The organism is Aeromonas schubertii (assembly GCF_000820105.1).
GTDB classification, from domain to species: domain Bacteria; phylum Pseudomonadota; class Gammaproteobacteria; order Enterobacterales; family Aeromonadaceae; genus Aeromonas; species Aeromonas schubertii.
This window is the reverse complement of record NZ_CDDB01000039.1, coordinates 1-22,724: the sequence shown is the minus strand read 5'-3', so window position 1 is coordinate 22,724 and position 22,724 is coordinate 1. Positions and strand designations below refer to the sequence as shown.

At 54.7% G+C, this 22,724-nt stretch carries 16 protein-coding genes, 4 pseudogenes and 1 riboswitch; of the genes and pseudogenes, 9 read left to right on the top strand and 11 right to left on the bottom strand.

Annotated elements, in window-relative coordinates; translation table 11 throughout:
* Positions 1-19: 19 nt before the first annotated feature.
* The 3 genes from glpD to glpT form a co-directional block, all read right to left on the bottom strand.
* Positions 20-1,507, bottom strand: a complete 1,488-nt coding sequence (gene glpD, locus BN1133_RS07130) for a glycerol-3-phosphate dehydrogenase (RefSeq protein WP_050665850.1) — start codon at positions 1,505-1,507, stop codon at positions 20-22.
* A 217-nt stretch (positions 1,508-1,724) separates the two neighbouring features.
* Positions 1,725-2,483, bottom strand: a complete 759-nt coding sequence (locus BN1133_RS07125) for a DeoR/GlpR family transcriptional regulator (RefSeq protein WP_050665849.1) — start codon at positions 2,481-2,483, stop codon at positions 1,725-1,727.
* 97 nt (positions 2,484-2,580) lie between these two features.
* Complete coding sequence (glpT, locus tag BN1133_RS07120) at positions 2,581-3,921, bottom strand: glycerol-3-phosphate transporter (protein WP_050665848.1); 1,341 nt, start codon at positions 3,919-3,921, stop codon at positions 2,581-2,583.
* Between the two features lie 468 nt (positions 3,922-4,389).
* On the opposite strand from glpT, the gene BN1133_RS07115 reads away from it, so the two are divergent.
* Together BN1133_RS07115 and glpK are read left to right on the top strand one after the other, a co-directional pair.
* Positions 4,390-5,238 carry an MIP/aquaporin family protein gene (locus BN1133_RS07115; protein WP_050665847.1) on the top strand — a complete coding sequence of 283 codons (849 nt, stop codon included), beginning with the start codon at positions 4,390-4,392 and terminating at the stop codon, positions 5,236-5,238.
* Between the two features lie 68 nt (positions 5,239-5,306).
* Positions 5,307-6,809, top strand: a complete 1,503-nt coding sequence (gene glpK / locus BN1133_RS07110) for a glycerol kinase GlpK (protein WP_050665846.1) — start codon at positions 5,307-5,309, stop codon at positions 6,807-6,809.
* 49 nt (positions 6,810-6,858) lie between these two features.
* Here glpK and BN1133_RS07105 read toward each other — a convergent pair whose 3' ends face one another.
* Positions 6,859-7,659 carry a DUF2726 domain-containing protein gene (locus BN1133_RS07105; protein ID WP_160327880.1) on the bottom strand — a complete coding sequence of 267 codons (801 nt, stop codon included), beginning with the start codon at positions 7,657-7,659 and terminating at the stop codon, positions 6,859-6,861.
* A gap of 192 nt (positions 7,660-7,851) precedes the next feature.
* Between BN1133_RS07105 and BN1133_RS07100 the strand changes: the two genes are divergently transcribed.
* From BN1133_RS07100 to ppx, 3 genes are all read left to right on the top strand, one after another.
* On the top strand, positions 7,852-8,364 hold the full coding sequence (locus BN1133_RS07100; RefSeq protein WP_050666000.1) for a glycine cleavage system transcriptional repressor: 513 nt from the start codon (positions 7,852-7,854) through the stop codon (positions 8,362-8,364).
* 65 nt (positions 8,365-8,429) lie between these two features.
* On the top strand, positions 8,430-10,502 hold the full coding sequence (gene ppk1 / locus BN1133_RS07095; RefSeq protein ID WP_050665844.1) for a polyphosphate kinase 1: 2,073 nt from the start codon (positions 8,430-8,432) through the stop codon (positions 10,500-10,502).
* A complete protein-coding gene (ppx, locus tag BN1133_RS07090; protein WP_050665843.1) occupies positions 10,492-11,982 on the top strand; it encodes an exopolyphosphatase in 1,491 nt (496 codons plus the stop codon). Before ppk1 ends, ppx begins: the two co-directional genes overlap by 11 nt.
* 61 nt (positions 11,983-12,043) lie before the next feature.
* Here ppx and mgtE read toward each other — a convergent pair whose 3' ends face one another.
* Positions 12,044-13,387 (bottom strand): magnesium transporter, encoded by a 1,344-nt coding sequence (mgtE, locus tag BN1133_RS07085; protein ID WP_050665842.1) that lies wholly within the window; start codon positions 13,385-13,387, stop codon positions 12,044-12,046.
* A gap of 115 nt (positions 13,388-13,502) precedes the next feature.
* Positions 13,503-13,672: riboswitch (M-box (ykoK) riboswitch) on the bottom strand.
* 307 nt (positions 13,673-13,979) lie between these two features.
* Here mgtE and pseB point away from each other — a divergent pair.
* Both pseB and pseC read left to right on the top strand, forming a co-directional pair.
* Positions 13,980-14,984, top strand: a complete 1,005-nt coding sequence (gene pseB, locus BN1133_RS07080) for a UDP-N-acetylglucosamine 4,6-dehydratase (inverting) (RefSeq protein WP_050665841.1) — start codon at positions 13,980-13,982, stop codon at positions 14,982-14,984.
* A complete protein-coding gene (gene pseC, locus BN1133_RS07075) occupies positions 14,981-16,117 on the top strand; it encodes a UDP-4-amino-4,6-dideoxy-N-acetyl-beta-L-altrosamine transaminase (RefSeq protein WP_050665840.1) in 1,137 nt (378 codons plus the stop codon). Before pseB ends, pseC begins: the two co-directional genes overlap by 4 nt.
* 232 nt (positions 16,118-16,349) lie before the next feature.
* Here pseC and BN1133_RS20060 read toward each other — a convergent pair whose 3' ends face one another.
* From BN1133_RS20060 to BN1133_RS20045, 6 genes and pseudogenes are all read right to left on the bottom strand, one after another.
* A complete protein-coding gene (locus BN1133_RS20060; RefSeq protein ID WP_153006664.1) occupies positions 16,350-17,114 on the bottom strand; it encodes a class I SAM-dependent methyltransferase in 765 nt (254 codons plus the stop codon).
* Positions 17,107-18,267, bottom strand: coding sequence for an ATP-grasp domain-containing protein (locus BN1133_RS20055; protein WP_153006665.1), 1,161 nt, complete (start codon positions 18,265-18,267; stop codon positions 17,107-17,109). Before BN1133_RS20055 ends, BN1133_RS20060 begins: the two co-directional genes overlap by 8 nt.
* Before the next feature lie 44 nt (positions 18,268-18,311).
* A complete protein-coding gene (locus BN1133_RS07070; RefSeq protein WP_050665839.1) occupies positions 18,312-19,421 on the bottom strand; it encodes a DegT/DnrJ/EryC1/StrS family aminotransferase in 1,110 nt (369 codons plus the stop codon).
* 11 nt (positions 19,422-19,432) lie between these two features.
* Complete coding sequence (locus BN1133_RS19615) at positions 19,433-20,815, bottom strand: glycosyltransferase family 2 protein (protein WP_082177945.1); 1,383 nt, start codon at positions 20,813-20,815, stop codon at positions 19,433-19,435.
* A gap of 314 nt (positions 20,816-21,129) precedes the next feature.
* A pseudogene (locus BN1133_RS20050) lies at positions 21,130-21,264 on the bottom strand (IS5/IS1182 family transposase); the annotation flags it as partial.
* 28 nt (positions 21,265-21,292) lie between these two features.
* Positions 21,293-21,397: pseudogene (locus tag BN1133_RS20045) on the bottom strand (IS3 family transposase); the annotation flags it as partial.
* A gap of 334 nt (positions 21,398-21,731) precedes the next feature.
* On the opposite strand from BN1133_RS20045, the pseudogene tnpC reads away from it, so the two are divergent.
* Both tnpC and BN1133_RS07060 read left to right on the top strand, forming a co-directional pair.
* Positions 21,732-22,436 (top strand): annotated as a pseudogene (gene tnpC / locus BN1133_RS07065) (IS66 family transposase); the annotation flags it as partial.
* A 15-nt stretch (positions 22,437-22,451) separates the two neighbouring features.
* Positions 22,452-22,694, top strand: a pseudogene (locus tag BN1133_RS07060) (IS3 family transposase); the annotation flags it as partial.
* Between the last annotated feature and the right edge of the window lie 30 nt (positions 22,695-22,724).

The following is a 22,724-nucleotide window of genomic DNA, read 5'->3' as shown; positions in this document are numbered from 1 at the left end:
CATGCGGCCGCCACCCGGGTTAACTTGCCCGTGGCAAGGCGTGGAGATGTTCCTCCAGCCACCGGGCGAGACGGGCCTGCTGGCTGGCATCGAGACGCAAGCCCAGCTTGCTGCGGCGCCAGAGGATGTCCTCCAGGGTGCGGGCCCACTCTCGCTCGATGAGGTAACGCACCTCGGCCTCGCACAGGCCGGCACCAAACTCCTCGCCGCGCGGCTGGCCCAGCCAGAGACGGGCATTGGCGCCATAGGCCTCGGCGATGCGCAGGGCGCTGCGGTCGTCGAGCCAGTCAAACTCCAGGGCAAAGGCACGGGCCAGTTCGCGCACCGGGCAGTCGAACTCGCCGCCCGGCAGGCGGGTGGTCGCGGTCCAGTCATCGCTCATCCGGGGGAACCAGGGCTGCAGCTTGTGGCAGGCGGCCTGGGCCAGTTTGCGATAGGTGGTGAGCTTGCCACCAAACACCGACAAGAGCGGCGCCTCCTGCTCGTCACCGCTCACCTCCAGGGTGTAGTCACGGGTGACCGCCTGGGGTGAATCGGACTCGTCATCGCACAGGGGACGCACCCCGGCATAGGTCCAGACCACGTCCTTGGGCGCAACCTGACGGGTGAAGTGGGCATTGACCACGTCGCACAGATAACGGATCTCCTCATCGCTCATACGCGCCTCGCGCGGGCTCCCCTTGTGCTCCACATCCGTGGTGCCGATAAGCGAAAAATCCTGCTGGTAGGGGATGACGAAGACGATGCGCTTGTCCTCGTTTTGCAGGATATAGGCCTCGTCGCGCTCGTGAATCCGCGGGACCACCATGTGGCTCCCCTTGATGAGACGGATCCCGCGCGGGGACTTCTCATGGAGTCCATCGTCATAGAACTGCTTGACCCAGGGGCCGGCGGCATTGACCAGGGCGCGCGCGGTCACGGTGAAGCGCTCTCCCCCCTCCCGCTCCAGCGTCACCCGCCATTCACGCCCCTGGCGCTGGGCGTCGATGCAGGTAGTGCGGGTCTCGATGCGGGCGCCCTTGTCCCGGGCCAGCATGGCGTTGAGCACCACCAGACGGGCATCGTCGACCCAGGCATCGGAGTACTCGAATCCCTTGCGGATCTCGCTCTTGAGCCCATCACCAGGGACAAAACGCACCCCTGTACTCCCCTTGAGGCGATCGCGCTTGGCCAGATTGTCGTAGAGAAAGAGGCCGGCGCGGATCATCCAGGCCGGACGCAGGTGCGGGCGGTGGGGCAGGCGAAAACGCATTGGGCGGGCGATATGGGGCGCCATGCCGAGTAGCACCTCCCGCTCGGCCAACGCCTCCTTGACCAGACGAAACTCATAATGCTCGAGATAGCGCAGACCGCCGTGGATCAGCTTGCTCGAGTTGGACGAGGTGGCCGAGGCGAGATCGTGTGCCTCGAACAGGGCTACCTTGAGCCCCCTCCCTGCGGCATCGGCGGCGATGCCGACCCCGTTGATGCCGCCGCCGACGACGACCAGATCATAGTGCTCGTTCATGTTCACCTTCATTTCGTTTTTATGATTCAACGCATAGCAGCGTTTGATTTCGCTCATATTAGAGCACAAAGGAAAATCAAACGAACATTATTGCGCAAAAATGTGATCGAAATGGGGGCGGTGTTTGCCAGGCTGCAACAGCCTGTCAACCCAATGACGATGAGGAGAGAAAATCAGAGGAAGAGAGAGCCAGGGGCCTGGCCCCCGGCAGAGAGGATCAGCAGAGATGGCACTCGACCTGATGGCTGGCGAGGATGCGGGCCAGCTTGTCAGGCGGGGGTTGATCGGTAAAGAGGGCATGTACCTGACTGATATTGCCGAGGTTCACCATGGCGTTGCGGCCAAACTTGGTGTGGTCGGCGGCGAGCAGCACCTCGCGGGAGTATTGGATGATGGCCTGAGCGATCTTTACCTCGTGGTAGTCGAAATCGAGCAAAGAGCCGTCGAGATCGATCCCCGAGATGCCGATGACCCCATAGTCCATGCGAAACTGGCCGATGAAGTCCCGGGTCGCCTCCCCGACGATGCCACCGTCCCGGTTGCGGATCTCGCCACCGGCAATGATGACGGTGAAATCATCCTTGGCGGTCAGGATGCTGGCCACGTTGAGGTTGTTGGTGACGATGCGCAGATCCCGGTGCCCGAGCAGGGCGCGCGCGACCGCCTCTGTGGTGGTCCCGATGTCGATAAAGAGCGAGGAGCCGTCGGGAATATGGGCCGCCACCGCCTGGGCGATGCGCTCCTTCTCCTTGAGTTGCATCACCTTACGGGTGGTGTAGGCGGTATTGACGGTACTGGAGTGGAGCGAGGCCCCGCCGTGATGGCGGCGGATCTTGTTCTGCTCGGCGAGATCGTTGAGGTCACGACGAATGGTCTGGGGGCTGACATCGAAATGCGTCACCAGATCCTCGGTCGAGACGAATCCCTGCCGGGTGAGGACATCCAAGATCTCCTGATGTCGTTGTGTTTGCTTCACCTGGATCCTCCCTTGTGATCGAAAAAGGCCCCGCACTCGGCGGGGCCTTCGCAGTCTACCCCAACCCGGGCGGGCGAGGTAAGCAGACCATCACGTTTTAGGCCTTCTGCGCCATCATCTCGTTATCGTGCTTGAGGGTCAGGCCGATGAAGAGGATGGAGAGCACGCAGGAAGAGGTCAGCAGAATAAAGCCGCCATCCCAGCCGAAGTGGTCCACGGTGTAGCCGAGTACGGCGTTGGCGGCCACGGCACCACCTAGGTAACCAAACAGACCGGTGAAACCCGCGGCAGTACCGGCGGCCTTCTTCGGCGCCAGCTCCAGAGCGTGCAGGCCGATCAGCATGACGGGGCCATAGATGAGGAAGCCGATGGCCACCAGAGCCAGCATGTCGATGGTCGGATTGCCGGCCGGGTTGAACCAGTAGACCAGCACGGCCACGGTCACCAGTGCCATGAACAGGATACCGGCCGGGGCGCGGCGGCCCTGGAAGAATTTGTCCGACATCCAGCCACACAGCAGGGTACCCGGAATGCCCGCCCACTCATAGAGGAAGTAAGCCCAGGAGGTCTTGTCGACGGAGAAGTCCTTGGCCTCTTTGAGGTAGGTGGGGGCCCAGTCCAGCACCCCGTAACGGATGAGGTAGACGAAGGCGTTGGCGATGGCGATATACCAGAGCAGCTTGTTATTGAAGACGTACTTCATGAAGATCTCCTTGGCGGAGAACTCCTTTTCGTGCTCGGCACTGTAATCGGCCGGATAGTCGTTCTTGTACTCCTCAACCGGGGGCAGGCCGACCGATTGCGGGGTATCACGCATGATGAAGAAGGCGAGCACCGCGATAGCAGCCGCAGCGGCTGCCGGCACATAGAAGGCACTGCGCCAGTCATTGAACCAACCCATACCGAGAATAAACAGCGGGCCGATCATGCCGCCACCCACGTTGTGAGCCACGTTCCACACCGATACGATGCCGCCACGCTCCTTGTGCGACCACCAGTGCACCATGGTGCGACCGCAGGGAGGCCAGCCCATGCCCTGAGCCCAACCGTTGAGAAACAGCAGCACAAACATGATGCCAATACTGGAGGTGGCCCAGTGCATGGTCCCCATGCAGAACATGATGACGGCAGAGAGCAGCAGACCGGCAGAGAGGAAGTAGCGGGCGTTGGAGCGATCCGATACGTTACCCATCAAAAACTTGGAGAGACCATAGGCGATGGAGACCCCGGAGAGCGCCAGACCCAAATCACCACGGGAGAAACCCTGCTCGATGAGATAAGGCATGGCCAGGCTGAAGTTCTTGCGCACCAGATAGTAACCTGCATACCCAAAGAAGATGCCGATGAAGACCTGCCAGCGCATCCGTTTATAGAAGGGGTCGACCTTGTCGGCAGGCAGCCTGGCAATGTGCGGTGCCGGCCTGAAGAGACTGAGCATGTTGAGCTTCCTTTTTGTTGTTGTGATTGAAGGGTAGAGGCTAATTCGGAAACGAGCAGACTTTACCGATTCGAATTCGCGCTCATTATGCTCACAAAGGAACATCAATTCTGTGACGAACGATGAATTATTACAGTTTCATTACTCCGATGAGTCCATTATCAATAACCTCCTCCCCCTTACAGGCCGCATCGGCACTGGCCTTAATACCCCTTAGTGGTTAGGCACCCTGACTGCCATTTGCGTATGATCACATTTTATTAGCATCCTGTGCGATCTCGAGCACACTTCCTCTCTGAACTCTCTGACAGATCTGCCAGAGAGGGAGTAAGGTTGCGGCATCCCGAATACGCGCACAAACGAACACGCATGATTGCGCATTAAAACAACAGGGAACAAACGTTTTCGGGTACGAAAGATAGCAAGACACACGACTGATAAAGGAATACCTCTGGTGGAGAACCGTCTATGAGCATACAAAAACCCAGTACCTTGCCCGGCGAACTGTTCGCCGAGTTTATCGGCACCGCCCTTCTCATCTTCTTCGGGGTGGGCTGTGTGGCGGCCCTGAAACTGGCCGGCGCCAGCTTCGGCCTGTGGGAGATATCCATCACCTGGGGCATGGGATGTGCCATCGCCATTTATGTGGCCGGCGGCATCTCCGGCGCCCACATCAATCCGGCAGTGACCATCGCCCTGGCCACCTTCTGCGGTTTTGACAAGCGCAAGGTCGTCCCCTACATCGTCGCCCAGATAGCAGGTGCCTTTGCCTCTGCCGCCCTGGTCTACTTCCTCTACAGCAGCCTCTTTGTCGAGTGGGAAACCACCCATAACGTCATCCGTGGCAGCCAGGAGAGCCTGACCCTGGCGGGGACCTTCTCGACCTACCCGAATGCGGCCCTCTCCAACCTGCAGGCCTTCTTCGTCGAATTCTTCATCACCTCCGTGCTGATGCTGGCCATCCTGGCCATTGGCGATCCCAATAACGGCGCTCCCAAAGGCTTTGCCGGTGCCCTGCTGATCGGCATCCTGATCGCCGTCATTGGCGCCTCTTTCGGCCCCCTTACCGGCTTTGCCATGAACCCGGCCCGTGATTTTGGTCCCAAGCTGTTCGCCTTCGTGGCCGGCTGGGGTGAGATTGCCCTGACCGGTGGCCGTGACAACCCCTACTTCTGGGTCCCCATCCTTGGCCCCATCTGCGGAGCCCTCTGTGGTGCCGCCCTCTATGTGAAGGTATTGGCCCCCTGCGTCCCGGGTAACCGTGTCGCTGCCGAAGAGACCGCCGAGCTGTCCAATAAAGAAGAAGCGGCGGCCTAAGCCGGCGCCCGTCCGATAAAGAAGAGGCCGCTGCCCAAAGCGGCGGCCCATCCAACGTGGAGAACATCATGACTGCACAACAGAAATACGTCGTCGCTCTGGATCAGGGAACCACCTCATCACGCGCCATCGTCTTCGATCAGGATGCCAACATCGTCGGCGTCTCCCAGCGCGAATTCACCCAGCACTACCCCAAAGCAGGCTGGGTCGAGCACGACCCCATGGAGATCTGGGCGACCCAATCTTCCGTCTTCACCGAAGTGCTGGCCAAGACCGGGCTGCACAGCGACCAGATCGCCGCCATCGGTATCACCAACCAGCGTGAGACCACAGTGGTGTGGGAAAAGGCCACCGGCAAGCCCATCTACAACGCCATCGTCTGGCAGTGCCGCCGCACCGCCGCCATCTGTGAAGAGCTCAAAGCCCGTTGCCTGGAAGAGTATGTGCGCGAAAATACCGGCCTGGTGCTGGATGCCTACTTCTCCGGTACCAAGGTGAAGTGGATCCTCGACAACGTCGAGGGTGCCCGCGAGAAGGCGATGAACGGCGAGCTCCTGTTCGGTACCATCGATACCTGGCTGGTATGGAAGATGACCAACGGCGAGGTGCACGTCACCGACCCGACCAACGCCTCGCGCACCATGCTCTACAACATCCGCGAGCTGAAGTGGGACGAGAAGATGCTCGACGAGCTGGGCATCCCCATGTCCATGCTGCCTGAGGTGAAGCCCTCCTCCTCCATCTATGGCCACACCACCCGGGGTGGCGGTACCCGCATCCCCATCGCCGGCATCGCCGGTGACCAGCAGGCCGCCCTGTTTGGCCAGCTCTGCTTCGAGAAGGGGATGGCCAAGAACACCTATGGGACCGGTTGCTTCTTGCTGATGAACACCGGCACCGAGCCGGTTCGCTCCCACAACGGCCTGCTGACCACGGTCGCCGTCGGCCCCAAAGGGGAAGTGAACTATGCCCTCGAGGGGGCCGTGTTCATGGGCGGTGCCACCATCCAGTGGCTGCGTGACGAGCTCAAGATCATTCACGATGCCCGCGACACCGACTACTTCGCCTCCAAGGTGGGTGACACCAACGGCGTCTATCTGGTGCCGGCCTTCGTCGGCCTGGGCGCCCCCTACTGGGATCCGTATGCTCGCGGCACCATGGTCGGGCTGACCCGCGGCGCCAACCGCAATCACATCATCCGTGCAGCGCTGGAGTCCATCGCCTACCAGAGCCGCGACGTGCTGGACGCCATGCAGCAGGACTCCGGCATCAAGCTCTGCGCCCTCAAGGTGGACGGCGGCGCCGTAGCCAACGACTTCCTGATGCAGTTCCAGTCCGACATGATGCACACCCCTGTGGTGCGCCCGACCCGCATCGAGACCACCGCCATGGGCGCCGCCTTCCTGGCTGGCCTCGCCGTCGGCTTCTGGGAGAGCAGTGACGAGCTGCAGAACAAGTTCAGCGTCGACAGAGAGTTCATCCCGCAGATGGATCATGAGGCACGCAACAAGCTCTACCGCGGCTGGCAGAAGGCGGTCGAACGCTCCCGCCGCTGGGCCGAAGAGGAGTAAGAGAAGGCAACACAGAGAGGGAGGCATCAGCCTCCCTCTTCTATTGGTCTCACCCCTGGGTCTGCCCCTCGCTCAACGATGCATAACGACACTCGGGGAAACGGGTACAGGTCATGAAATAGTGGCCCGCCTTGGGCCCCTTGCGGGCCAGGCGCTCCACCAGCGGCGCATCGCAACGGGGGCAGGTCTGCGCGATGCGGGTGATGGTCGGTGAGCGCTCTTCTGCGGTATCGCCAATCAGCTCGGGATTCAGGGTCGGCTCACGCCGGCCTCCGGTCTCGATGCTATCGAGGGACAAAGCGCCCAGTTGCGGCCCGTCGCCAAACTCCCGCTCATGATGGGGCTCCTGAGGCAGTGCTTCTTCTTGTGGCGCCTCTTCACCCAGTCCCAGCTCAGGCTCGAGATAGTAGAAGATCTGACTGCGCAGCCGTGCCACGTCGTACTCCTCGGCCAGGGGAATGGCCAGCAGGGCCAGACCGGCGGCCTTGCAGGCGAGGCGACGAAAATCCTCTGCATGCCCCTCCTCTTCTTCGATAACGATGCCACACAGGGGAGTCCCCTCCTCCCGGTCGATCAGCACATAGTCGAGATCCCAACAGGTGAGCTCATCGCTGGCCCGCTGCCACTTGCGCGCGTTGAGGCGCTCGCTCGGCGCCAGCACGTTGGCCAGATTGACCTTGCACAACACGCGCGCCTCCTGCCCGACCGCCTCTTCAAGGGCATCGAGCAGCGTCAGCTCGTCAGCCTCGAGCACCCCTTCCTGACGTTGATATTCCGAAGGGGCCGCCCCGCGGCGTATCCACCACAAGGCTCCCGCCACCAACAACATCAGTACAGCTAACCAGACCAAGCCCATGACTCCTCCTGCCTTCACGACGATTGGGCTAAAAAAACGGGCGATACTCTAGCATGCACCCTCGAGTCTGTCAGTGACTGACGCACCGCCCCCCCATCGCTATTGCCACCACTTTTTATGGTGACAGCGCTTCATATGGCGCGCCCCCACAGGCACAATGAGAGGATGAACGACAAGGAGGTATATATGCACAAGCAACTGGTTATTACCGTCATCGGTCCGGACCGCCCGGGCATCGTCGAATCCCTGGCCAAGGCCGTCAAGCAGGCAGGCGGCAGCTGGCAGGCCAGCTCCATGAGCGAGTTGGCAGGCCAATTCGCCGGCATCTTGCAAATCACCCTGCCCGGGGAAGCCGTGGCATCGCTGCATACCACTCTGGAGGCCCTGCCCAATCTTCAGATCACCCTGGCCGAGGGGGAAGATCACCCCGAACCCCAGCAGCAGCTGATGATGACGGTCACCGGCAACGATCGCCCCGGCATCGTCGAAGAGCTGGCCGCCACCCTTTGCCGCCTCTCGGTCAACGTGATCGATCTCACCACAGGCTGTGAGCCGGCCCCCCACTCGGGCGCGCCCCTCTTCTTCGCCCACACCCTGGTGGCCTTGCCCGATAGCCTCGATGAAGAGCAGTTGATCGAGGCACTCGAGGCGCTCTCGGACGATCTGATGATCGACATCGACCGGGACGAGGATGCCTGAGTTAATAAAAGTGCAATTAAAGTGTCATATAACAGGCGACCCAGACGGCATTTCAGAGGCAGATCATGAGCACGGATCAGTTGTACGTGGACAAGGAGCTCAGTTGGCTCTCATTTAACGAGCGGGTACTGCAGGAGGCGATGGACAAGACGGTTCCCCTCATCGAGCGGGTTCGCTTTCTCGGGATCTTCTCTTCCAACCAGGATGAGTTCTTCAAGGTGCGGGTGTCGGATGTGAAACGCCGTATCCTCATCAACGAAGAGCACGGAGGGGACGAGGCGGCCAAACTGCTGCTACGGGCCATTCAGCAGAAGGTACTGACCCTGGGGGAATCATTTGATGCCACCTATCGCGAGCTGCTGTTGCAGCTCGCTCGCCACAGTATCTTTCTGGTCAACGAAAACCAGCTCTCGGAAGCCACCGTAAACTGGATGCGCACCTTCTTTCGCGAGAAGGTACTGCGCCACATCACCCCTATCCTCCTCAACAAGGAGGTCAACCCCGCCAAGTTTCTCAAAGATGAGCGCACCTATCTGGCCGTCGAGATGAAAAGACAGGGGCAGGTGATCCAGTATGCCCTGGTCGAGGTGCCCACCGACGATCTGCCGCGCTTCTTCCAGCTGCCGCCGGAAGGGTCGCGCCGCAAAAAGCAGATCATCTTGCTCGACAACATCATCCGCCTCAACCTCGATGCCATCTTCAAGGGCTTCTTCGACTACGACGAGATCGCCGCCTACGCGGTCAAACTGACCCGTGACGCCGAGTATGATCTCTCGGATCAGCTGGATCTCAGCCTGGTCGACAAGATGAGTGATGGCTTGAAGCAGCGGATCACCGCCATGCCGGTGCGCTTCGTCTATGAGCGGGAAATGCCGGCGGCCATGATCAGCTTTCTCAAGCTCAAGCTGCAGATCAGCTCCTATGACGCCATCATCCCCGGCGGGCGCTATCACAACTTCAAAGATTTCATCGGCTTTCCCAATGTCGGCCGGGATTATCTGGAAAACCCCAAGCTCCCCGCCCTCGAGTGCCGTGATTTCGATGGCTTCGTCAACGCCTTCGACGCCATCCGCGAGCGGGACATACTGCTCTACTACCCCTACCACAAGTTCCACCATTTCACCGAGCTGGTGCGCCAGGCCGCCTTCGACCCGGCGGTCACCGCCATTCGCATCAATATTTACCGGGTGGCCAAGAAGTCGCGCATCATTCACTCCCTGATCGATGCCGCCAACAACGGCAAGAAGGTGACCGTGGTGGTCGAGCTGCGCGCCCGCTTCGACGAGGCGGCCAACATCGACTGGGCCAATATCTTGACCGACGCCGGAGTGCGGGTGGTGTTCGGGGTGCCGAGCCTCAAGATCCACTCCAAGCTCTGCCTCATCACCCGGATGGAGAATGGCGCCCCGGTGCGCTATGCCCATATCGGGACCGGAAACTTCAACGAGAAGACCGCCAAGATCTACACCGACTTCTCCCTGATGACGGCTCATCCCGAGATAGCCGCCGAGGTGGAGAGCGTCTTCGAGTACATCGAATACCCCTATCGGCGCTACAAGTTCAATCACCTGCTGGTCTCCCCCATCAACAGCCGGCGTCAACTGTTTCGCCTCATCGACAACGAGCTGGCCAACGCCAAGGCGGGCCTGCCCTCCGGCATCGTGCTCAAGGTCAACAACCTGGTGGACAGGGATCTCATCAACCGCCTCTATGCTGCGGGCCAGGCGGGGGTCCCCATTCAGATGATCATCCGTGGCATGTGCGCTCTCAAGCCGGGCGTGCCGGGCCTGAGCGAGAACATCAAGGTGATCAGCATCATCGATCGCTTCCTCGAACACCCCCGCGTCATGGTGTTTCACAACAAGGGGAACCCCCAGCTCTACATCTCCAGCGCCGACTGGATGAGCCGTAATATCGACGGCCGTATCGAGGTAGGCACCCCGGTCTACGACGATCGCCTCAAGCAGCGCATCCTCGACATCCTGGATCTGCAGTGGAACGACACCACCAAGGCCCGAGTCATCGATGCCGAGCAGAAGAACGAGTACGTCAAACGGGGCAACCGGCGCAAGCTGCGCAGCCAGATGGCCATCTATGAATACCTGAAACAGTGCGAGGAGAAGCAAGGTGGACAATAGCCTCTATGCCGCCGTGGATCTTGGCTCCAACAGCTTTCATATGATCATCGCGCACCTCAGCGAGGGACGTTTCCGGGTGGTAGACCGCCTCAAGGAGCGGGTCAGGCTGGCCGAGGGGATGGATGAGCGCAAACGGATCAGTCCAGAGGCGATGCAGCGAGGGCTCGACTGCCTCGCCCTGTTTGCCGAGCGCCTCGCCAATCTCCATCCGGAGCACGTGCGTATCGCCGGCACCTACACCCTGCGCCGGGCCAGCAATGCCCATGAGTTCGTCCAGCAGGCCAGCCGCCTGCTGGGCCACCCCATTGATGTGATCAGCGGCCAGGAGGAGGCACGCCTCATCTATCAAGGGGTCGCCCATACCCAGCATGTGGAAGGGCAGGTACTGGTCGTGGACATCGGCGGGGGGAGCACAGAGCTCATCATCGGCGAAGGCTTCACCCCCCATGCCCTCACCAGCCGCAAGATGGGCTGCGTCAGCTTCACCCAGCATTTTTTCTCCGACGGCAAGCTCAGTGAGCGTCAATTTACCGCCGCCATGCTGGAGGCCCAGCACCAACTCGACCCCATCCGCGAGCAGTACCGCACTCTGGGCTGGCAGGCGTGCCTGGGCAGCTCGGGCTCTATCCGCGCCGTGCACGATGTGCTGGTGCAGGAGGGGCTGAGCGAGGGGGGCATCACCCTGGGCGCCCTCGAACTGCTGCGCCAGAAGATGATAGAGAGCAAGAAGTGCGGCAACCTCAAACTGGCGGGACTGCCCGAGGAGCGACGCGAGGTGCTGCCCGCTGCGGTCGCCATCTTGCTGGCCCTGTTTCATACCCTCAAGATCGAGCGGATGGATTACTCGGACGGTGCCCTGCGCGAGGGACTGCTCTACGAATTTGAGGAGCGGCTGCAACACCACGACATCCGCGAGCGCACCACTGAGGCGCTCAGCCGCCACTATCACCTCGACGTGCGCCAGGCGAGCCGGGTCGAACAGACCGCCCTCACCCTGTTTGATGCGGTGCAGGGCGAGTGGCAACTCGAGCACACCCCCTATCGGGCCCTGCTCGGCTGGGCGGCGCGGCTGCACGAGATAGGCATGGCCATCAACTACAGCGGCATCCATCGCCATTCGGCCTACATTCTGCAGCACACGGATCTGCCCGGCTTCAGCCAGGAGGATCAGACTCTGCTGGCGGCCCTGGCACGCTTCCAGCGCAAGGCATTGCGTCTGGAAGAGATGCCTCCCCTGCCGAGCCACGACACCATGACGGTGCTGCGCTGCCTTCGTCTGCTGCGCCTCGCGGTAGCCCTGCACCATCGCCGCCAGGACGAACTTCTGCCCGCGCTGGAAATCGCGGTAAGTGAGGAGACACTCACCCTGCGCCTGCCTGCCAACTGGTGTGAGGCCAATCGCCTCTTGATGCAAAACCTGGAGAAAGAGCAGCGCTACTGCCGGGAGGCCGGTTGGCCCCTGCTGCTGGAGTCGGTGTAACCACTCACACAACTGAAATAGCAGCGGGGCGGCCCATAGGCCGCCCCGCTTTTTATTCACCTCACTGCAACTCGGGCAGGATCAGCTTGGCAATCTCGAAGTAGATGATGAGGCCGGTACCGTCGACCAGGGTCGCGATAAAAGGGGCAGACACCACGGCAGGATCGATCCGAAGGCGACGCAGCACCATGGGGATCACCGAGGCCACGGTGGCACTCCAGAGCACAATCGCAAGAATGGTAAGGGTCACCACCAGACCAATCTGGGGGCCCACCCCCAGTGACCAGGCTCTTACCCAGGCGGCCAGCGCGATTGCCACCGAGATGAAAGAGGCGGTGGAGAGCTCTTTTTTCAGCACGGCACCGAGGTTTCGCAGGCTCACCTCCCCCACCGCCATGGCCCTTATGATGGTGGTGGTGATCTGGGTACCACTGTTGCCACCTGTGCCAATGAGCAGAGGAATGAAGAAGGCCAGGGCGATGGCCGCCTCGAGCTGCTCTTCAAATGCCCGCAGCACAGTGCCTGTGTAAGCCTCGGCCACAAACAGGACCAGCAACCAGGGGGTGCGCTTGCGCCATAGCTCCCAGGGGGAGGTCTCGAGATAGGGTTTGTCGAGCGGCAGTGACCCCCCCTGCATCTCCGCATCCTCAGTCGACTCGGATTCGAGAATATCGGCCGCGTCATCCACATGCAGCACCCCGACCAGTCGTCCCTCATGCACGACCGGCAGGATGGAGAGATCCCGCTCGATAAGCAGCCGGGCCGCCACCTCCTGATCCGCCATCGCCTCAATCCGGGCGATGTCGAGGGTCATCAGCTCCCCTAGGGATGCCGTGGGCTCGGCCACCATCAGAGTACGCAACGAGATGGCGCCACACAGCACGCCCTCGGTACTCACCACGAAGATGTCACGGGTGCTCACCGCTTGATCCCACAGATCGTGCACCTGCCGTTTGGCCCCCTCGACGCTACAGTCGCGTGGCAGGGCCAGATAGTCGAGCCGCATATGGGCACCGACCGTCTCGGGAGGCCACTTGAGCAGAAGACGCAGCGCCCCCTGATGCTCTTCCTGGATAGCGGCAGTCAGTTGATCCTGCTCGGCCCGTCCCAGCGGGCGCAGCAGCTCGAGCAGCTGGGCCAGGCTGAGCCAGTTGAGCAGTGGCGTCATGACGCTTACATGCAAACGGAGTAGCAGTCGCCCCGCCGTCGCTCCCGGCAAGGAGATAAGCAGGGACTCACTATCTTCTAGCGGCAGGGTGTCGAAGACGCAGTTAAGCTCTTCGGGGCGCAGGGCCATCAGCTGATCGGCGCGGCGTACAGGATTGGTGTTATGGGCCAGCCACCCTTGCAGTGAGGGGCGATCGAGCAGTTGATGGGTATTGAGTAACAGGTGTGTTTTCTTCATCACAGAGTTCTCGTGTGATCCAGGTCAGCCTGGAGGTGCGCGACGCGCAAATGAGAGAAAACAGCCCTTGATGGACGAGCAAGAGATCGGCAGGAAAAGGGTCGCTCACGCGAAACCCGCATCCCCACGTTCCAGCTTTAGCACTGCATAACGTATCCGGTTACCCGGAAGCCACTTGGGTTAACACCTTAATCCGATGAAAACTGTCCTGATCTTGGGCGTCTCTGGACGTCGTGAGATCAGTGGCCTGTGTTTATGCAGGAGCCTCGCCTAACGAGATGCTGCAGACAGTGCCCCGGTCACGGGGCGGCGCCATGATGGCGGCCGCCAGGAGTTGGGTCAACCCTGGTGACAAGCTTCGCAATATCTGCTTACAGAATGAAGAGAGAGAGCACGCCTGTGATATGAGGCCCCATTTAACCCAAGGAAAGTGTGCGCAATCGGGCAAAGTGGAGTTATGATCTAACAATTCGATGGAAATCATTGGGTTATCCTTCCCGCCCTGTGCTACATATCGAGGGAAGATGCGCCCCTGTATCCACGAGATGGAACGAAGATTGCTTGAGACTGAGCTCAGCAGAGAGAGACCCCTATGTTTGACAACAAGACCCTATTGATTACCGGCGGCACCGGCTCCTTTGGCAAGATGCTGGTCAAGACCATATTGGCCCGCTACCAACCCAAGCGTCTTATTATCTACTCTCGCGACGAGCTCAAGCAGTTCGAGATGCAACAGGTGTTCAACGAACCTTGCATGCGCTATTTCATCGGTGACGTGCGCGACGCCAACCGCCTCACCATGGCCATGCGCGGAGTGGACTATGTGGTTCATGCCGCCGCCCTCAAGCAGGTGCCTGCCGCCGAATACAACCCCATGGAGTGTATCAAGACCAACATCCACGGGGCCGAGAACGTGATCCAGGCCGCCCTCTTTAATCAGGTGAAGAAGGTGATCGCCCTCTCGACCGACAAGGCCGCCAACCCAATCAACCTCTATGGGGCTACCAAGCTCGCCTCTGACAAGCTGTTTGTGGCGGCCAACAACATCGCCGGGCAGGACCCGACCCGTTTCTCCGTGGTGCGCTACGGCAACGTCGTCGGCTCACGCGGCTCTGTGGTGCCCTTCTTCCAGCAGCTGATCGATCAGGGGACAGATTCCCTGCCCATCACCCATGAGGAGATGACCCGCTTCTGGATCACTCTGCAACAAGGGGTGGAGTTTGTGCTTCGCAACTTCGAGCGTATGAAGGGGGGTGAGATCTTTGTGCCCAAGCTCCCCTCGGTGCGCATCACGGATCTGGCCCGAGCCATGGCGCCCGATCTTCCCCACAAGATCGTGGGCATCCGTCCCGGTGAAAAGATGCATGAGGTGATGTGCCCGGCCGACGACTCCTACCACACCTTCGAGTTCGATGATTTCTTCGTCATCGGCCCCACCATCAACTTCAACAACCGTAACAACGACTTCTCGAAGACGGCGGCGGGCGAGAAGGGGCGGATGGTCGAATCCGGCTTTGAGTACAACTCCAGAAGCAACCCCCACTATCTCACCATAGAGGCGCTCAAGCGGCTCAACCAAGAGGTCAACATCGAATGATCCCCTACGGTCGCCAGTCCATCAGTCAGGCCGATATCGATGCGGTGGTGGAGGTATTAAAATCCGACTTTCTGACCCAGGGGCCTGTCGTACCCCGCTTCGAGCAGGCGGTCGCCGATTTTTGCGATGCCACATTTGGGGTAGCGGTCAACTCGGGTACTGCCGCACTGCACATCGCCTGTCTGGCGCTGGGAGTCGGCCCGGGAGACTGGGTCTGGACCTCCCCTATCAGTTTCGTGGCATCGGCCAACTGCGCACTCTATTGCGGTGCCCAGGTGGACTTTGTCGACATCGAGCCCGATACCGGCAATATGTGCGCGCTTGAGCTGGAGCGGAAACTGACTGCCGCCAAGGCGGAAGGCAAGCTGCCCAAGGTGGTGATCCCGGTGCACTTCGCAGGCCTGCCCTGTGACATGAAAGAGATCCACCGCCTGGGACAGGAGTATGGTTTTCGTATCATAGAGGATGCCTGCCACGCCCTCGGCGCCCGCTATCACGGCGAGCCTACCGGCAACGGCCGCTACAGCGATATCACCGTCTTTAGCTTCCACCCGGTGAAGATCATCACCACCGGCGAAGGGGGCATGGCCATGACCAATGACCCGCAATTGGCCAAGACCATGCGCATGCTGCGCAGCCACGGTATCACCCGCGAGCCGGAGGACTTTATCAACGAACCGGACGGCCCCTGGTACTACGAGCAGCAGATGCTGGGCTTTAACTACAGGATGACTGACATCCAGGCAGCTCTGGGATTGGGTCAGATGGCTAACTTAGAAAGATGGATTGAAAAACGGGGCGAGCTGGCCCGTCGCTACTTCGAAGCCCTGGTACCCGACCTTCTCCCTCGCTATTTCAATACGGAGCGGCGCAGCGCTTTTCATCTCTATGTGCACCATGTTGCTCCAGAGCAGCGCAGTGACCTGTTCCAAAGACTCCGCGATCATGGCATTGGGGCCAACGTGCACTATATGCCGATCTACAAGCAGCCTTGGTATCAAAGGTGGACGCCGTCCCCCCTACCCCATGCTGAACAGTTCTATAGCGGTGCCATCACGCTGCCATTATTTCCTGCACTGGCTCATGCTCAGCAAGATATGATCAATGGCTTGTTGAGATCCATAAGCCAATAACCATTATATTCTGGGTGGAACAACAGCCTGCATAGCAATGCTCATACAACAGGCTGATGGCGTTCAAGTAACGATCGTCTCTTTTTTATGTCAACGCACTCATGATGAACGATTATCGCGCAAATACCTTGGCCTCAAGTAGCCTAAAGTGATCTTTGAGCAGTTTTGCAAGACCGCCAGATTCTTGTACAGATGTTGCAATTCAACGTTGAATCCAATAGCCACAACACGATTAACACAATTTACTTTTTAAAATGAATATGGGGCGATTAAAAAATTCGCCATACTTGTCATCTCTAACAATGCTCTCATCATTTTTAGGTAGATATGTTACTCCGGTAGATGTTTGCACTGCAATTAAAGTTGACATAATTTCCCAATATCCTGCAGTAACCGACTCTAACCACTCAATGACTTCTGATTTGGTACCATTATTGAATAATGGCCTGTTAGGATCGCCCTTCCAGTTATATCCTATCTGAAATACTAAATATGATCCTAAATTTGAATATTTTCGTAACATGTCGGCAGCAGAGTCGAGGCAAGCCTGTTCATTACGCACAATACCAAAATCATCACCAATATGATGGAGTACATTAAGCAAATATATCAAATCAACCTTTTGTACTTCCTCTGAAGGCTGAAAATATTTACTATATACATTCAACCTGTCAGATATACCTATCATACTTGCAGCCAACTTTACAAACTCACAATGCTCTGAATTACCCTCATAGTAGTGAACCAGATTACAACCTTTTCTGATACTTTCAAAAGAAAAATATCCCGTATTACCACCGACATCTAATACAGTTAAGCCGACAAGATCAATATGTGACTCAATAGCAAGAAAGCGCTCACATTCAAAACGATTAACACTAGGTTTAATAGTGCAATTATTAAACAAATTCTCTACGAGAGGGTTCAGTCTTTGATAATGAGCATGTTTACTCATTTTATAATAAAGATTCTCAAGTTGCTTACCGTTATTAATCATGTTGACCCCAATATTTCAATCCAATCTGGATAGTATCTGAGCGCATATACACATCATTCGACATAAACTCCCCTAAACTACCAAGCATCGCCACCGCATCTGTATCTTCTAAATGACAAGAACAAGGAGAATTAAATTCATTCTCGACAAACCCTCCCATCCAAAAATACTTAGCACTCTGATTAAAAATTCCAGTATTAACGGAATAAGAGACTCCTAGCCAATCATTTAAAAAGTTAATGAAAAGATTATGCTGTGCATCAACAAAAAGTTGGGATGGCCCCCAAAACCTAGGGTTTGCTTCTATCATATAATACTTGTTTTTATATTTTTTCAATTCAACCATAACTAATCCAAAAAAGCTCATGCTGGATAGTAATTTTTCATAACCAACTGATACAGATAAGGTATGAACATCACTTAATACAGATGCAATAACTGACTTTCCATTTGGCTGTTGAATTAAATTTCTCATTGATAACTTCTCTACTGAACCTGAACGATCAAAATAATAAAGAAGATAGTAAGTCTCACCTGATATGTACTCTTGAAAATAAAAGTCATCACGATCACCCCTAGCCAAAAAATACTCTAAGTCATTGTTATTATCTATTATGACAGGACTGTGAATTTCACCTAACTTTGACTGATACCTTATTGGTTTTGCTACAAATGGCAAATTTTTTTCTTCAGGATTTAATATTTCACAAGGGACAAGCAATCCATGTTTAGAACATATCTGACCAAATGACTTCTTATCAGAAATCATCTCATAGAGATTCTTATCCACAAGAGGGATTGTAACGCCCAAACTCTCGAAAAATGTGGACTCACTTAATAAATATCTATTTAGAAACTCTGAAGATGGCGCAACGACCATTGTCTCACACTCCAACATGGCCCGTGACAAATTAATACAGCGCCTCAGATCATCTTTATCTAGCGACTGTATATTGCGAATAGCCGCAACGTGCCCCTTATAGTCTGTAGATAAAATAAAATCCTCTTCAGAGGCTGCAATGATAGTAAATTTAATATCTGTAATAATTAAGGTTCTTATAAATGCGATTATAGCCCTTGGATTATACCCTGAGAAAATCAACACTCCTGAATTACTTCCTTTGTTTGATAGGGCCATAGTATCAGTTCTCATCTAGAGTCTAGTCAAAAAATTTAAACAATATGCTGCGCATAAAATCAATCATGGCCATACTTTATCAAAGTTATTATCTTAGTAAGTGAATCAGGATCTAGACCGGGATACAACGGTAAACAAATTACACGACTTGATAAAATATTGGCGTTAATGAGATTATGAGGAGACGAAGAGGGAATTTTGTTATACATCGGTATATTGCTAATTAACGGGTAAAAGTATCGTCTTGCAAAAATACCTTCCGACTTTAACTTACTATAGAGCATATCGCGACTCATTATATAGTCATCTTTGACTAAAATAGGAAAGTAGGAGTAATTTATGATACCATTAAGCTTCATGAGAGGAAGTTCAATCCCGACTACATCCGCTAATTCATTGCAATACCGGTCAAAGATCACTTTCCTTTGTGAAAGGGCGTCATCAACATGCTTGAGTTGTAATAAGCCAAAAGCAGCATTCACTTCACTCATTTTAGCATTAATCCCGGGAGCAACAATAGTTATCTCATCAGAGAAACCGAAGTTCTTTAAATAATCTACCCGTTGTTTCAACTTTCGCGATGCTGATATTATAGCGCCACCTTCGAATGTATTAAAAACCTTTGTAGCATGAAAGCTAAGTACTGACATATCTCCCTGATTCAAAATGCTTTCGCCCTTGTATTTAGTTCCAAATGCATGCGCTGCATCATATATTAACCGCAAGCCATAGTTATCAGCAATTCTCTGAATCTCCTCAATCTCACAAGGTGTTGAGTAACAATGCACAGGCAAAATAGCTGTAGTATTTGGTGTAATCGCCTCTTCAATTTTTGAAGCGTCTATATTAAATGAACCCGGTTTCACATCAACAAACACAGGTGTAAGATTATTCCATATAAGGGCATGGCTGGTTGCAACAAATGAGTAAGGGGTTGTAATTACTTCACCCTTTATCCTTAATGCTTGCAGAGCCGTCACTAAAGCCAATGTACCATTTGTAAACAATGACAAATGTTCAACACCTAAATATAAACATAATTCTTTTTCCAATTGTTGATGAAAAGGCCCATTATTTGTTAATTGACAATTCTCCCAAATTTCCTCTAAATAAGGAATAAAATCATCTAAAGGGGGAAGATATGGCTTAGTAACAGGAACAACCTTCATTACAAAACATCCTATTTCATATTGATATTAAGACAAATATCCTCTCTAGGATATCCATGTTCAATCAGAAAGCGTTTAGCTGAAGAAAAAATACTTTTATTTACCAAATCTAAAGTCAACAAATCATCAACAATAACAATCTTGCATTTTACCCCACGCTTATTCAATAGACTATCGCATATTGAATGCCCTCTGAAAATAGGCGTAACCACAATCACATCTGTTTCATTAAATGAGTGTTCTTCTAGCTCACAACTGTACAAAACATGTCTTTTTATTAGCTTTAAAAAAGCCCCCTTATCAATAACATTTACAATATCAGTTTCATCTCCAATAAGAGCATCAAAGATCGTCCCCGCACCGAAATATATTATATTTCCTGACTTAAATTCCATTATAGCTTTACTCACTGCCCCCTTTATAATTGAATAAAATTCACTCAAGTAAGAATAAGCAAAGGCGGAATGAAGCAATGAATGTAACTCAAGCGTATACTTAAGTAAGTGATGGCGGCCAATCTCATTTTTATTGTATGTCACAAAGCAACTTGAAATCCCTTGTGATACTGAAAGCATTTTTATACAATGTGCGACTTTTAAGTTAAAGTTATTTTCCCGAGCACTGGTCCAAGATCCTGGTACATTCTCTCGATACACTGACATCTCATCTCTTATATATAAGGCACCTGAAGCCCCACCAATCAATTTGATAAAATAGTCACTCGCATCAATCCAGGGATACTTTTTAAAAAATTGATAAAATGATATAAATGAGCAGCGTCGCATCACGACGGATGATACATGAACTGTATTTTCAATAAAAAAAACACTTGCTAATTCTGGAGAAATGAATGAAACCTCCTTAGAATCAAACTCAGCAATGTAGCCATATGACCCCAAGCAGACTCCCGTTTCTGTATTCAACCTAGTTGTTGGATGAAATGATATATTACATTCACGTTTGCTAATTAATCCAGCTATTTGCTTTTTAAGTTTATCCTTTGATAACCAATAGTCATCACCTTCGCAGAAAGCAATAAACTCCCCCTGAGCATGCTCTACAAAGAAACGCCATATAGAAAGTCGGTCGCCTTTTGAATAAACATTCTCTATTCTTTTCAAACTAACAATGAGTTCAGGATACCTTTCTTCATATTCTGATATGATGCTTTGTGAATTATCTTGGGAAGCATCGTCATGCACTAAAACTTCATATTTAAAATCGACATCCTGCATAATTATAGAATCAAGGGTGCGCCTCAAGTACTGTTCATGATTAAATGAAATGCATAGTACTGAAACAAGTGCGCTAGGTTCATAATAACAAACGCAATGATTTTCTTTATCCATACCATTAATACCAAGAAGATAGGGTGGTAACCAAGGGAAAAGCATGAAAAATGCTTATCCTGCAAAAGACTCTAGCCAGGTAGTCTGTACTCATCGCCGCTTTTACTCGCTTGCACTTTATTTTTTCCTTCAGTGTCTTTTCATTGGTAAGAATGATTCATAGCTATAGCCTTGTTGCTTAAATTGGGGAGCTATCTGTCATCTCGGTGATCTGATCCTATAAATAGCTGATCCTAATTCCGCACCAGTTGCATAAGCCTATGTGCGTTGCCAGGGAACGGTGCGGCATTATCCAGAAAGTAGGGCGTTGTTGACAAAATCCGTCGTTGGATAGCCGTTCCCCAACCCGCCATGACCACTCAATTCACTGGCTGGCGAGCAGGCATACCAAGCCCTATCAGCGTGTTCATCACCTTCACACCAGCCAGAATTTCGCCCACTTGGGCGTTGTAGTTGCGCAGGCTCAGCTTTGGCCCGATGAGTTGCTTGAACTGATCTGACCCAGCAATCGTGGACACCGGGTTAAGCAGCTACCTTCTCAAACTCCTCTGGGGTTTGGTAACCCAGAGTGCTGTGCAGGCGATGTCGATTGTAATCGACCTCTATGTACTCGAATACCCTTTCCCGGTAACCGTGGCCTTGTTGAACAAAAGCATATCTGCGCTGTTTAGGTTATAAAAATCAGAGGATGTCTCTGCGTCTCACCATGTCTGAGACACTGGAATGCGGCTTTCAGATGAGATCTTCAGGCTCATGCCGAGCTTAACAAGAGAAAGATTCTTTTATTCAACAACGCCGGTAACCGTTCACCGAGAGCATCTTGACAATGGAGCACTCAGGCGTCCCTTAGTTGAAACATCCGATAATCGGGAGTTTAAAAGCATTCCGACAGAATATTCTGTTAGGAAATACCCCATAACCACACCCTATTCCACCTGTCAACCCAGTCCCGGTGAACGGTTACATGTGGATGGCACTGAGCAAGATAGCGGTTTGCTTCATGACCGCTTACGGCCGTGGTATCGACGCAGCCAAACGCCTGCTGGGGTCGGAGCTGGCAGGCGTGCTGGTGACGGACCAATATGCGGGCTACCGGTTTGTCGGCGCGAGTCAGCGGCAACTCTGCTGGGCCCATGTGCTGCGCAATGTGGTCGCCATTGCCCAAAGTGGAGAGCAGGTTAATCAGTCCATTGGAGCCAGGCTGGTGCTGCTGGCCAACAGTGTGTTTCGGGTTCGCCATCGCTATGAGCATGGGGCCTTGAGCAAGGAGCGCTATCTGCACCGGCTCAGGCGCTATCGGCAGAGCTGGTTAAAGCAGTTAGAGCAAGGACGGCTGCTCTGCTCAACGCGCTATCGGGGGCGCTGCGCGTGGCTCATCAAGGATAACGAGATGTTGTGGCGGTTTATGGGGGATGACGATATTCCGCTGACGAATAATGAGGCCGAGCGCGCGCTGCGCGGCTATGTGCTGTGGCGCAAAGGGAGCTACGGCGTGTGCTCACATCGTGGTGAGCAGTTTCGTCAGCGCATCCTGTCGTTGGTGGAGACAGCCAAACGCCTGGGTCGTTGCCCCCAGGAGTGGCTGCGCGCCGTCGTCCGAGCCTGCATCGAGAAAACGGATTACCCCATCCCTGCCGAGTTGTGTGCGTCAAGCCCCTGTCGGTGAACGGTTACACGGTTACTGTTGAATGCCCACGGCCTGCACTGCAGCATGAGCGCCAAAGGCAATTGTTATGACAATGCCTGCTCGGAGAGCTTCTTTCACTCATTGAAGGTGGAAGCGATCCATGGCGAGCGGTTCACGACCCGAGCCCAGATGCGGGAAAGGGTATTCGAGTACATAGAGGTCGATTACAATCGACATCGCCTGCACAGCACTTTGGGTTACCAAACCCCAGAGGAGTTTGAGAAGGTAGCTGCTTAACCCGGTGTCCACGATTGCTGGGTCAGATCA